Raw genomic sequence first — 11,871 nt, 5'->3', positions numbered from 1 at the left:
CACTCACTCCACAGGCAAGCGACGCTCGATGTCTGCGAGTCGGCCGCTGATCTCGTGGAGCAACCGCAGGACCTCCCCGAGGTCGCCGGACCTGGTGGGTGGCAACGGTTCCGCAAGATCAGCGGGGTTCAGATCACTTCGGACGAACGTTCCACTACCCGGCCGGACGACCACGATGTCCTTGTCCCGCAACATGTTCAGCGCGCTTCGCACCGTGCCAACCGCCACGCCATAGGTCTCAGCGAGCACATGCAGCGCGGGGAGCTGGTCGCCGGGCGCGTACTCACCAGCGCCGATCGCTCTGGTGATCAGGTCAACCACCTGCAAGTACGGCGGTCGTGCGTCGTTCGGGTCCCGTTTTCCCATGTCAACCAGCCTACCGTCACCGTTCCAACCGTTCCAGACATGCAACCTGTTGACAGGGTGGCACGCATTGGCTAGCGTTGCCCCCATCGCAGTCATCGCAGGAGTTGCAGGCGGGACAGCGGCAGACAGCAGAAAGCCCCGGCGGTGCGGCAACACCAGCCGGGGCGGTCAGATCACATCGAGCCTTCTGGAGCTTCGGATGCAGAACGAGGGTACCCGGTTCTTCCGGGTCAAGGCAGTCGCTGAACGGTATGACGTCTCGGTCCACACCATCTACCGCGCCATCAAGGCGGGCCAGCTGGACGCCTACAAGATCGGTGGCGCCATCCGCGTCCCGGAGCAGTCCCTCCGCGTGTTCGACGAGGCGTGCGCCGAGGCCGGTTTCCAGGCGTTCGTGGTGGGCGACGAGCAGCCCGAGGCCGCCGACCGCGCCGAGAACGCGACCGCCGAGGAGGTGGCGGCGCGATGAACACGACCGCCTCCGCGACCGTCAACGACGTCGCCACCAAGTTCATCCCGGCCACCCGGCCCGCCTACGTCACCACGCCCGTGGTCGCCAGCATCAACGTCACGATCCCGCTGGACCGGGACGACCTGGTGGCGCTGATGTTCTTCTGCCACACCGACCCCGGTTTCGCGACCGACTCCGCTGACGATGACTACCTGCGGTTGCTGATCGTGGACACCGTCGTCAACGGCGGTCTCACGTTCGTGGACGAGACGCGAGGCGAGATCGAGGAGATGAGCACGAACGACCCGCGCCGCGTGGCGCTGGAGTTCTGCCGCCACCTGGTCGCGCGGCTGTTCCCGGACGTCCCAGCGCAGACCCGCCGGCCGAACACGCGGCGCGCCATCACGGCCGCTCCGGCGACGCTGGTTCGAGAGCTGGTGAACGCATGAGCGCGCCCACGATGACGCCGTGCGCAGCTGCGCCGGAGCCCGTGCCCTCCGTGTCCGTGAAGGCGTTCGAGCACGAGGACGGCCTGTACGCGATCGAGTTCACGAGCCCGGTCCTGCCGCGTCCGGTGGAGCTGCGCAGTCAGGGTGAGGTCGCCGCCGCGCTGCACCTGGCCGGACAGCCGCTCTCGCGCACGCTCACCGTGCGCCAGGTGGCCGACCTGGTCGTGTACGCGCTGGTGACGGTAGGCGTGGACGCGGTCCGGACGCACGACCGCGCTAGCCGCGTGGCGGTGCGCACGATGATCGAGCACCACGACCGCACGGGCCAGGTTCTGGACGGCCTGCTGCCGTGGTCCGAGCGGCGGCACCAGCTGTGCACGGACCTGGCCTCGCGCCTGACCTACCGAGCACAGCCGATCTGCGAGGTGCTTCGGGTCCGCGCAGACGCGGTTCCCGCCGACCTCGGCTGACCCCGCAGACCGGGCCTGTCCGGTGGTGCTCGAACCGCCACCGTGCCCGCTGTTCCGGGTGCGTCCAGAACGCTCCCGCCGGGCAGGCCCCTCCCCCCTGTTTCCGCATTACCCGGCCCGCGCGCACCGTTCCCGGCGACCGGTTCCGGAGCAGGTCAGCCACCCCGTAGACCCACCCAGACACACCGTGTCCGGCCGCGCTCACCGCGACCGTTCCCCGCGCTTCCCGACTCTTCCCGGAGGACCGCGTTCATGAACGCCCCCAGTCCCGTTTCCCCTCTTCCCAGGCCGTTCCCGCTCGACCTCAACACCGTGATCGCGACCTTGTACGTGGGTGGGCTCGACCCCGAGGTCTGGCACACCGCCGGACCCGCGCGCATGGCCGCCTACGTCACCGCCGTCGCCACCGACCCGCGCTGCCGGATGCCGGAACTGGTCGCGCTCGTGAACGCCGCGCGACAGGCCGGACCGCCCTGGGTCCTGCCGGACTACCTGGCCGACGTCGAGGCGTTCGCGCCCGCCGTCGTCGCCGTCCTCGGCAACTGACCCGCCCGCCCATCCGACCGACCAGGAGCGCCGTCGTGACCCACGCGAGCACCACACCCCCGACCGGACCCGCGTCCGGCGGGCGGCGGCTGTACCCCGTCACCGAGGCGGACAGCGGCAATGGCACTGCCGACGGCAGGCCTGACACCCCGATCGCTCAGGCACAACGCGGCAACGGCACTGCCGCCGTGGTGGCCCTGCCGGAGCGGCAGACGGCAACGGCAGACGGCAGCGTCGGCCAGGCGGACGCGGCGGCACTGGACGCGGCAGCCGCCGGGCAGATCGCCCGCGCGCGGTTGTGGCTGCCCTCGATCGAGTCGGTCGCGTTCGACTGCTACCTCGGCAACCTGGCCGACCGGATGGACCCGCACACCGAGGCCGACCCGGTGGGCGTCTTGGCCTCCCTCGTCAGCGCGGCCGGCGTGTACCTCGGCCCTGGCCCTCACCTGCAACTCGGGTTCGAGCGGCACCCGCTGTTGGTGTGGCCGCTGCTCATCGGCGCGACCGGTCTCGGACGCAAGGGCACCGCCACCAACGCCGCGCTGACCCTGGTTGGCATGGCGGACAACAGCTTCCGGGCCAGCAACGTCCACAGCGGCCTGTCCACCGGTGAGGGCCTGGCCGCCGTGTTCGCCGCCGATGCCGAGGACGGCAAGGCGGGCAGCAAGCCGCGGCTACTGCCCGAAGGTGACTGCCGCCTGCTCGCGGAAGAGCCGGAGTGGGCAACGGTGATGGCGCGCATGAAGCGCGAGGGCAACACCCTGTCCGCGACGCTGCGCGCGGCCTGGGAGGGCGGCAACCTGTCCACCCTCAACGTGGACGCCCGCATGGCCCGACAGAGCCACCTCGGCATCGTCGCCCACATCACCCCCGGCGAGTTCACCGCCAAGGTGTCCGCCTCGGACCTGGCGGGCGGCACCTACAACCGGTTCCTCCCGGTCGCCGTTGCCGCATCGAAGTTCTTCCCGGCCGCGCCGGACGCGCAGCTGATGACGGAGCTGGCCGCGTCGCTGGCCGAACGGTTGCGCCGCGCCTCCCAGCTCGGTGCGCTCGGCTGCACCGAGGCGGCAGAGCTGGAGTGGAAGCGCCTCCAGCTGGAGTTCACGGGTCACCTGGGACGTGACCGCCCGCAGGTGGACGAGTTCATCTCGCGCGCCGGGGTGACCTGCCTGCGCATCGCCGCTATCTACGCCGCGCTTGACCGTACGGACCGCATCACCCCGGCGCACATGGCCGCCGCCGCCGCGCTGGTCCGCTACTCGATCGCCTCCGCCCGCTCGGTCCTCGCGCCGAACGACGCGGCGGCAAAGGTCCTGGCCTACGTCACCGCCGCCGGGCCGGACGGCTGCACCGCCACCGAGATCACAAAGGAGGTGTTCAAGGGCAACACCAAGCGCGCCGGGGTCGACGTGACGCAGCTGCTCGGACAGCTCTGCGAAGCCGGACGGCTCACCAGCGCCACCCGGCCCGGCAAGGGACGGCCGACCGTGCTCTACACGGCTGTCACGTCCCCCTGACGAATTAAGTCCGGGGCGCGTTTGCGCAGGTCAACCGCTACGCACCCCGGTGTCAGGTCCCCTTAATTCGTCAGCTACGAAGAAAGTCCACCTAAATAACCGCAGGTCAGGAGGCTTATTTCGTTAATTCGTCAAGTTCGTCGGGCTAGCGCCCCGGCCGCGCCTAGCAGCCTGACGCGCTAGACCTAGCGCCTCGGCTAGCGCCTCACCCTGTCGCCCACCTGCGGCCTAGCGCCTAGCAGCCCTCCGCGCACACCACGCGAAACCCCTTGCACACCAACGAACACGACACCCACCACGGGTGCCCGTGACGGCCGAACACGGCCGCAGACAGCCCAGAGAGGACACCACCGGTCATGGCACGCCACACCACCACCCACCCCGGCGCAGACCAGCCCCGGACCCTCCTCAGCGTCGAGGAGGCCGCACGACGGCTGTCTGTCGGCCGCACCACCATGTTCAACCTGATCAAGTCCGGCCAGGTCGCGTCAGTCCAAATCGGACGCCTACGGCGCATCTCCACGGCGGCCTTGGCGGACTACGCAACCAGGCTGGCCGCCGGACCCGAGGCGGCCTAACCACGGCCCTACTACCCCCGCGCGGGCTAGTAGGGCAGGCCTTCCACGACGGGGAAGAGGCAGGGAAGCAGCCAGGGACCCGCCAGGGAGGCAGGGATTTTTCCCTGACTGCCTCCCTGAGCAACTTCCCCGGGATGACCAGCCCAGACCCCGATCAGGGAGGCAGGGACGCATCTCCCCAGGTAGCCGCTGGACCCCCGAAAACGGCCCTTCTGCACCCCCGTCCCTGCCTCCCTCCCTCTTCCCCGAACCGCAGGGGACGTGACACACCAACCACCCGAGGAGACACCACACATGGCACGCAAGAAACGGCCCGAGGGCACCCGCGCCCCCAACGGCGCGAGCAGCATCTACTACGGCGCAGACGGCAAGTGGCACGGCCGCGTCACGATGGGCGTGCTCGACAACGGCAAGCCCGACCGCCGACACGTCAAGCGCGCCACCGAGGCCGAGGTCATCACCGCCGTTCGCGAACTCGAACGCGAGCGAGACAGCGGCAACGTGCGTAAGCCGGGAAAGCCTCAGACATTGGAATCGTGGCTGACGCATTGGCTCTACAACATCGCGGAGCCGTCCGTCCGGCGAAAGTCGTTCGTCTACTACGAAGGCGCGGTCAGGCTGTACCTGATTCCCGGCCTCGGTGCGCACAAAGTCCAGCGGCTCACCCCGGAGCACGTGGAAAAGCTCTACGCCAAGCTTCAGCGGGAAGGGCACAGCGGTTCGGTGCGAATGCAGGTGCACCGCACGTTGCGCGCCGCGCTGAACGAGGCACTGCGACGCGGCAACATCACCCGCAATCCGGTCATGCTGGTGAAGTCGCCAAAGGTCGAGGAAACCGAGGTCGAGCCGTTCACGGTCGACGAGGCGCAGCACATCCTCAACGTGGCGAAAGAGCGCCGCAACGGAGTGCGGTTCGCCGTCGCGCTCTCGCTCGGCTTGCGTCGCGGTGAGGCGCTCGGTCTGAAGTGGACGGACCTCGACACCAAAGCGGGCACGCTCACCATTCGCCGCGCGTTGCAGCGCCACACCTGGCAGCACGGTTGCGACGACCCGCACGAGTGCGGAAAGGCGGACCACAAGGTCAAGGCGTGCCCGGCGAACTGCACGCGGCACAAGCGGAAGTGCCCGGCGCCGTGTCCGCCGGATTGCAAGCGCCACGCGAGGGCGTGCCCGAAACGGCGCGGTGGTGGGCTGGTTGTCTCGGAGGTGAAATCGCGCGCCGGACGGCGCGTCATCAATGTCCCTGAACCGCTGCTGGATTGGTTGCGCGCTCACGACGATGAGCAGGACGAGGAACGCGCGCTCGCTCGGGAGCTGTGGGACGAAGGCGGTTGGATGTTCACGCAGCCAACTGGCCGGCCGATCGACCCGCGCGCGGACCACGGCGAGTGGAAAGCACTCCTGAAAGCGGCCGGAGTTCGGGACGCCAGGCTCCACGACGCGCGCCACACGGCCGCGACCATGCTCCTGGTCCTCGGTGTGCCCGACCGTGCGGTGATGGACGTCATGGGCTGGTCGTCAGCCGCGATGAAGCTCCGGTACATGCACGTCCCGGACACCCTCCGCGAGAAGATCGCCGAACAGGTCGGCGGGCTGCTCTGGAGTGACGAGGGGGACGTGACACCTCGGCTCACCGACGACCAGCGGGACGCGGTCCGGCAGCTGGCGGACATGCTGCCGCCGCAGCTGCGCGAGCGTCTGGCGGAGGTCTTCCCGGACGACGACACGGGCGCGGCTGGAGTTCCTGCGGTGCCCGCGTGAAAAGGAGGAAGTGAGACCCAAAATGAGACACAGAGGCCCGGCACCACTTGGTGCCGGGCCTCTGAGCTGCGCGCTCGACAGGATTCGAACCTGTAACCTTCTGATCCGTAGTCAGATGCTCTATCCGTTGAGCTACGAGCGCAGGTCTTCAATTATAACCGATCCTCAAGAGGCTCGGCCTTGCGGAGGCTCCGGGATTTGAACCCGGGATGGGGGGTTACCCCAAACCGCATTAGCAGTGCGGCGCCATAGACCAGACTAGGCGAAGCCTCCCGGGACCATCCTTGGCCACGACGCATAGGTTACACAGGTCCTCAACCGAGTTGCAAAACGCCCCCCTCGAAGACATGAACGCGCTGGTCAGGGCACGCGCGAGGACCTCGAGAGGGGCGTTAAACGCCTGTTCACCGGATCAGGAGTGACCTAGATCATCCCGAGGCGAGTTCCAGGAACGGTTGGAGGGACTCGGGATTGCGGAGGGCGTCGCGGCTGACGGCGCGATCCGGGTCGACGCCGGCGAGGATCTTCTTCACCGGCACCTCGCACTTCTTGCCGTTCAACGTCCGCGGGATCTCGGCCACCGCCACGAAGCGGTTCGGGACATGACGCGGAGAAAGCGACGAGCGCAATTCCTTGCGCAGCAACGGTTCCACGTCGGGCAACGAGACGCCGTCCAGCACGACGAAGCACAGCAGCTCGCCCTCGGAGACGCCGGAGGTGTCGATCACCAGGGAGTCGACGACGCCCGGGATCGACTCGACCACGCGGTAGAACTCCGAGGTGCCCATCCGGACGCCGCCTCGGTTCAGGGTCGAGTCGGAGCGGCCGTAGATCACGGCCGAGCCGCGTGGGGTGATGCGGATCCAGTCGCCGTGGCGCCAGATTCCCGGGTAGGTGTCGAAGTAGGCGTCGCGCAGCCGCGAGCCGTCTTCGTCGCCCCAGAAGAAGACCGGCATGGACGGCATCGGCTTGGTGATCACCAGTTCGCCCACGGTGTCCTCCACCGCGTTGCCGGCCTCGTCGAACGCGAAGACCGCGGCGCCGAGGGCTCGGCAGGAGAGTTCACCCAGCCAGACCGGGCGGTCCGGGGAGGCTGCCACGAAGGCCGTGCAGAGGTCGGTGCCGCCGGAGACCGAGGCGATCTGGACGTCCTTGCCGACGGCGGAGGCGATCCAGCGGAAGCCTTCCGGGGTGAGGGGTGCGCCGGTCGAGCCGACGACGCGCAGGCCCGTCAGGTCGTAGCGGGACGACGGGTCGAGGCCCTCCTTCAGGCACGACTGGACGTACGGGGCCGAGGTGCCGAAGTAGGTCACGCGGTGTTGTTCGGCCAAGTGCCACAACGTGTTCAGCGACGGGTGGGCCGGGCTGCCGTCGTACAGGACGATCGTGGTGCCGACCAGGAGGCCACCGACCAGGTAGTTCCACATCATCCAGCCGGTCGTGGTGAACCAGAAGAAGCGGTCGCCGGGGCCCAGGTCGCTGTGCAGGGCGAGCATCTTCAGGTGTTCCAGGACGATGCCGCCGTGGCCCTGGACGATGCCCTTGGGCAGGCCCGTGGTGCCGGACGAGTAGAGCACCCACAGCGGGTGGTCGAACGGCACCGGTGTGAACTCCAGCGGCGCGCCCTCGTGTGCGGAAACCAGCTCCGAGAACGACAGCGTGTCCGGCAGGGAAGCGCCGTTGTCCAGGTAGTCGATCAACACCGTGGCGCGCAGCGAGGGGATCTGCGAGCGGATCTCCTCGACGACCGGGCGGCAGTCGAAGGACCGTCCGTTGTAGACGTAGCCCGAGACGGCGACGAACACCACGGGCGAGATCTGGGTGAAGCGGTCGGCGACGGCTCGTGCGCCGAAGTCCGGGGAGCAGGAGGACCACGTCGCGCCCAGCGAGGCGGCCGCCAGGAAGGCGATCAAGGCCTCGGGAGCGTTGGGGACGAGCGCCACCACCCGGTCGCCGGCGGAGACGCCCAGAGAGGCCAGGGCGGCCCGGAAAGCGGCCACCCGCGAGCGCAGGGTGCCGAAGGTCAGCGACGAGGTGAAGCCGTCCTCGCGGTGGAAGATCACGGCGAGCTCGTCGTCGGCACCGCGGCGCAGGGCGTGCTCGGCGTAGTTCAGCGTCGAACCCGGGAACCACTGGGCGCCCGGCATGTCCGCGGAGCCCAGCACGCGCTCGGGAGCGGAGTGGAACCGGACGTCGAAGTACGAAGCTATGGCGCCCCAGAACCCGTCGAGATCGGAGACGGACCACTCCCACAGCGACTCGTAGTCGGGGAAGTCGTGCCCGCGATCGCGCAACCACGAGCGGAAGGCGGTCATCCCGTTGTCCCTCGTGGGGTCGGGGCGCCACAGCAGTTCGACGTCGGTGTCGGTCATGCCCCATGTCTAGTTGAGGCAGAACCGCACGTCCATGTGTGATTGGCGGACAGGACGTCCACCATCAGTGTGGAACTACCCCGCCGCGAGGAGCTCGTCCACGGCCGAGGTCAGCCGCGAGGCGTCGGCCGGGGCCAGCACGAGCCAGCCGTCCTGCTTGCGGAGGAGGTAGCGGCCTTCGCGGGTGTCCAGCCACGACACCGAACGACCCGTCGGACGAGGCACGCCGTCGCGGTTGCGAGCGGTGAGGCCCAGTTCGCCGCCACCGATCCGGGACGTCACGATGCGCATCAGGGCGTGCGCTTCCGGTTCGCGGATGCCGGCCTCGCGCAGCACGTCCAGGAACGCCTGCTTGCCGTCCTGCTCGCCGGCCTTGCCCGCGCGCACGTAGTCGTCCCACCGCACGTTCACGGAACGGCCGCTGCCGGGCGCGAGGCCTGGCAACGATGACACCGTGGCCGAAGCCAGCGCGTTCGGGCGGAACGCGTACAGGTGCACGTCGTTGTTCACGCGGGCGGCGAACGCGCCGGTCCAGCCCGCGCACGCGATGCCGCGGGCCAGTTCGGTGCCCTTGAAGTAGGCGATCTCCAGCGCGCGGTCGAACTCGCCGAGGCCGCTGATCAACGCGCGCAGGTCCGGGTCCGGACGGTGCACGGTGCCCAGCCCGCGGGCGTGAAGGGTCTGCGAGCTCTCTTCCACGAGGCGCTGCCGCGCCGCTCGGGTGGCGCCCACGTGGGGCGTGCCGAGCGGCACGACGCGGTCCTCGCCGTGCACGGCTTGCCAGAGCAGGAAGAACTCCTGCGAACTCACCGTGAACTGGCGTTCGCTCACTGACCGATCACCGGCGGGGCCGCCTTGCGGTCCAAGCCGAAGACGTTGTCGTCCTCTTCCAGGTAGCTCGCGCTCTTGTGCTCGCGCTCGTCGTCACGGCCCTGCGCCGCCGCGGGTGCACCGGCCATCGGCGCCGCACCCATCGCGAGCGGGTTCTGGAACGCCCTGGTCTGGCCACCGGTCGCGGACGACGCGGCAGCCGCGGCGGCACCCGCGCCGGAGCGCTCGTTGACACCGGCCGCGAGACCCGCGCCACCGCTGCCGCCTGCACCACCACCGCCACCGGCCTGGTTGCCGCTGCCCGGCACGAAGGTCCGTCCGGCCATGCCACCGCCGAAGCCTCCGCCACCACCGCGAACACCGGCACCGCCGCCGTAGCTGCGGGACGACGTGTTCGTGGTGCCGCGGTTCGTGCTGCCGGGCGTGGTCGTGACCGGTCCGCCGGCTCCACCACCGGTGCTGGTGTCCGGCGGCGGGGTGCGGGTACCGGTGTCGGGCCCACCCAGCGTCGGGTTCGGGTTGACCGGGTTCACCGGAGGCGTGAACTGCGCGGGCACGGTCTGGTCGACGGCGGCCGAGTTGCGCTGGAACGCCGCCATCACGTCCGCCGCGACGCGGTGCGAGGCGTCGGCAGCGGCGAGCGTGTCGACCGTGCTGGTGCCGAGGTTCTCGAAGCCGGAGAACTCGCCCGTGGTCTGCACGAGCCGCGCGTCGCGTCTCAGGTCCTCGATGCCACCGAACCCGCTCACCCCGTCGATCATCGTCAGCCGGTCGCGCAGAGCCGACCGCGGGATCTGCGGTTCCACCGGCACCGGCGGTTCCGGCGCCTTGGGAGGCGGTGGCATCGCGGCACGGGCCGCCTCGACGTTGTTGGTCTCCGTTGTGATCGCCGCGGAGACCTTCTGCGCGTAGTGCGCGGTGTCGTCGACCCAGTTGGTGACCTGGGTCAGACCGTCACGGGCGAGCCGGGCCGACTCGCTGTCCCAGCCGACCGCGGAGTCCTCGACGGCCTTGAGCAGGTTCGTCCGCACACCGGAGATGTCCTCGGCGATCTTCTGCCAGTTCGTCGCCGCGGCCTGGGCACCGGCGAGGTTCACGCCCGTGTGCACCATGTTGTAGAGGTCCACGTGCGAGAACGTCATCCAGTCGATCGGCTCGTACAGCTTCTCGCGGTGGTTCTGGTCGTCGTAGGGGGACTTGTCGTCCTTGCCGCTGTTGCCGTTGCCCTTGTTGTCGTGCGATCCCTGACTCACCAGGACCCTCCGGCGTTCTTGAAGCCCTGCTGGGCTTCCTCGTCGGCGTTGCGGGTGTTGTCGCGGTTCTTGCTCAGCGCGTTGCTGATGTCGTCGAGGACCTTGTAGAGGTCCAGCAACGCCTTCGCCGCGCCGGAGTCCTCACCGACGGCGAGTTCGGAGAACCGCGCGCTGATCGCCTTCGCGACCGGGTTCTCGCCGAACTGCAGCGGTGTCGCAAGCTGGTCGCTCGAGCGCTTCCACAGGTCCATCACCTGGTCGCGCGCGGCATCGACCGCCTTGATCAACGCATCCGCGGCGTCCTCGTCGAGCGTCAGCTTGCCGCTGTCCGCCGCCTGGTCGAGTTTGGCCGCGGCGCTGCTCGCCACCGCCTTGTCCACCAGCATCTGGTGCTGGAGAACGGGTTTCACCGCCGCTAGCTGTTCCGCGCTCAGCGGAGTGGTCGTCGCCGCCGCCGAGACCGCGGGTGTCTCAGTGCCTGTCCCAGTGCCTTCAGCCATCCCTCACAACCCCCTGCACTGCTTACTCGTCACCGCAGCACTGAGTGTTACTCACAGCTACACCCAGTCAGCCGTCCGAAGCATCCCTTAGATGTACCTGGAGTACGGTTCGGTTCCAATCCGCCGTAAAGACTCTTACCTCATGTGCGCGTCGAACCAGTTCAGCGCACGAACCCAGGCTTCGTCACTGGAAACGTCGAATCGGACCACATCCGAAGCGGTTTCGGAGCTGATCACCGCATCTCGAAGCTTGCTCACTTCTTCCGAGTCGTCGTCGCGGTAGATGCCCAGCCACGGACACGTGAGGTCACCCGCGACGTCCACCAGCGCCGGCAGTCCGTCCGAGAGCGGTTCGAGGATGCCCGGTCCCTGAACGGTGACCGCTGCTCCGATCGTGCGACTCGCGGCGACCACCATCGCGACGGTGCCGCCGGTGTCGAAACCGACGACACCCATGCGGTCCGGGCTCACGCCCTGCTGTCCCAGCCAGACGAACGCGACGTCGGTGTCCTCCAGCAACCGGTCTCCCGACAGCTTGCTGACCTGGTCCCTGATGTCGTCGCCGTGCACGCGGTCCGCGTCGTAGAGGTGCGGCGCGATGGCGAGCCAGCCCTCCGCGGCCAGACTGCTGACGAGCGTCCGCACCCCCGCGGTCATACCGCGGGCCTCGTGCAGCACCACCAGCCCGCCACGGACGGCGGACTCGGGTTCGCCGATCGTCACCCGCAGCTCACGGCCGTCGGTGAGGGATAGCGTCTCGGTGCGGGTAATGGTCAT

13 protein-coding genes and 2 tRNA genes are annotated in these 11,871 nt (G+C 69.0%); 7 read left to right on the top strand and 8 right to left on the bottom strand.

What is annotated here, in order from left to right; all coding sequences use genetic code 11:
* Nucleotides 1-3 precede the first annotated feature (3 nt).
* Nucleotides 4-366, bottom strand: a complete 363-nt coding sequence (locus ABFX45_RS02060) for a GntR family transcriptional regulator (protein WP_112232828.1) — start codon at nucleotides 364-366, stop codon at nucleotides 4-6.
* 199 nt (nucleotides 367-565) lie between these two features.
* Between ABFX45_RS02060 and ABFX45_RS02055 the strand changes: the two genes are divergently transcribed.
* The 7 genes from ABFX45_RS02055 to ABFX45_RS02025 all read left to right on the top strand — a co-directional run bounded on the left by ABFX45_RS02055 (nucleotide 566) and on the right by ABFX45_RS02025 (nucleotide 6,138).
* On the top strand, nucleotides 566-835 hold the full coding sequence (locus ABFX45_RS02055; protein WP_112232816.1) for a helix-turn-helix domain-containing protein: 270 nt from the start codon (nucleotides 566-568) through the stop codon (nucleotides 833-835).
* Nucleotides 832-1,266 (top strand): hypothetical protein, encoded by a 435-nt coding sequence (locus ABFX45_RS02050; RefSeq protein WP_112232818.1) that lies wholly within the window; start codon nucleotides 832-834, stop codon nucleotides 1,264-1,266. The genes ABFX45_RS02055 and ABFX45_RS02050 overlap by 4 nt, the downstream gene beginning before the upstream one ends.
* Nucleotides 1,263-1,736, top strand: a complete 474-nt coding sequence (locus ABFX45_RS02045; RefSeq protein WP_146772116.1) for a hypothetical protein — start codon at nucleotides 1,263-1,265, stop codon at nucleotides 1,734-1,736. The genes ABFX45_RS02050 and ABFX45_RS02045 overlap by 4 nt, the downstream gene beginning before the upstream one ends.
* Before the next feature lie 252 nt (nucleotides 1,737-1,988).
* Nucleotides 1,989-2,282 carry a hypothetical protein gene (locus tag ABFX45_RS02040; RefSeq protein ID WP_346127104.1) on the top strand — a complete coding sequence of 98 codons (294 nt, stop codon included), beginning with the start codon at nucleotides 1,989-1,991 and terminating at the stop codon, nucleotides 2,280-2,282.
* Nucleotides 2,283-2,317: 35 nt separating this feature from the next.
* Nucleotides 2,318-3,799 (top strand): DUF3987 domain-containing protein, encoded by a 1,482-nt coding sequence (locus ABFX45_RS02035; protein ID WP_233442592.1) that lies wholly within the window; start codon nucleotides 2,318-2,320, stop codon nucleotides 3,797-3,799.
* Nucleotides 3,800-4,155: 356 nt separating this feature from the next.
* Nucleotides 4,156-4,377 (top strand): helix-turn-helix domain-containing protein, encoded by a 222-nt coding sequence (locus ABFX45_RS02030; protein ID WP_112232824.1) that lies wholly within the window; start codon nucleotides 4,156-4,158, stop codon nucleotides 4,375-4,377.
* Between the two features lie 294 nt (nucleotides 4,378-4,671).
* Nucleotides 4,672-6,138 carry a tyrosine-type recombinase/integrase gene (locus ABFX45_RS02025; RefSeq protein WP_346127101.1) on the top strand — a complete coding sequence of 489 codons (1,467 nt, stop codon included), beginning with the start codon at nucleotides 4,672-4,674 and terminating at the stop codon, nucleotides 6,136-6,138.
* 69 nt (nucleotides 6,139-6,207) lie between these two features.
* Here the strand turns inward: ABFX45_RS02025 and ABFX45_RS02020 are convergent.
* From ABFX45_RS02020 to ABFX45_RS01990, 7 genes are all read right to left on the bottom strand, one after another.
* Nucleotides 6,208-6,280 (bottom strand) — tRNA-Arg (locus ABFX45_RS02020).
* A 41-nt stretch (nucleotides 6,281-6,321) separates the two neighbouring features.
* Nucleotides 6,322-6,411 (bottom strand) — tRNA-Ser (locus ABFX45_RS02015).
* Nucleotides 6,412-6,566: 155 nt separating this feature from the next.
* Complete coding sequence (locus ABFX45_RS02010; RefSeq protein WP_346127099.1) at nucleotides 6,567-8,510, bottom strand: acetoacetate--CoA ligase; 1,944 nt, start codon at nucleotides 8,508-8,510, stop codon at nucleotides 6,567-6,569.
* 75 nt (nucleotides 8,511-8,585) lie between these two features.
* Complete coding sequence (locus tag ABFX45_RS02005) at nucleotides 8,586-9,341, bottom strand: ESX secretion-associated protein EspG (protein ID WP_109630645.1); 756 nt, start codon at nucleotides 9,339-9,341, stop codon at nucleotides 8,586-8,588.
* Entirely contained in the window at nucleotides 9,338-10,594 is a 1,257-nt protein-coding gene (locus ABFX45_RS02000) for a PPE domain-containing protein (protein WP_109630641.1), read from the bottom strand. Before ABFX45_RS02000 ends, ABFX45_RS02005 begins: the two co-directional genes overlap by 4 nt.
* Nucleotides 10,591-11,094 carry a hypothetical protein gene (locus ABFX45_RS01995; protein ID WP_146231383.1) on the bottom strand — a complete coding sequence of 168 codons (504 nt, stop codon included), beginning with the start codon at nucleotides 11,092-11,094 and terminating at the stop codon, nucleotides 10,591-10,593. The genes ABFX45_RS02000 and ABFX45_RS01995 overlap by 4 nt, the downstream gene beginning before the upstream one ends.
* A 135-nt stretch (nucleotides 11,095-11,229) precedes the next feature.
* Nucleotides 11,230-11,871 (bottom strand): dienelactone hydrolase family protein, encoded by a 642-nt coding sequence (locus ABFX45_RS01990; protein ID WP_109630634.1) that lies wholly within the window; start codon nucleotides 11,869-11,871, stop codon nucleotides 11,230-11,232.

Source organism: Lentzea roselyniae, from assembly GCF_039537795.1.
Classification (GTDB): domain Bacteria; phylum Actinomycetota; class Actinomycetes; order Mycobacteriales; family Pseudonocardiaceae; genus Lentzea; species Lentzea atacamensis.
This window is presented reverse-complemented; position numbering and strand designations above follow the sequence as displayed.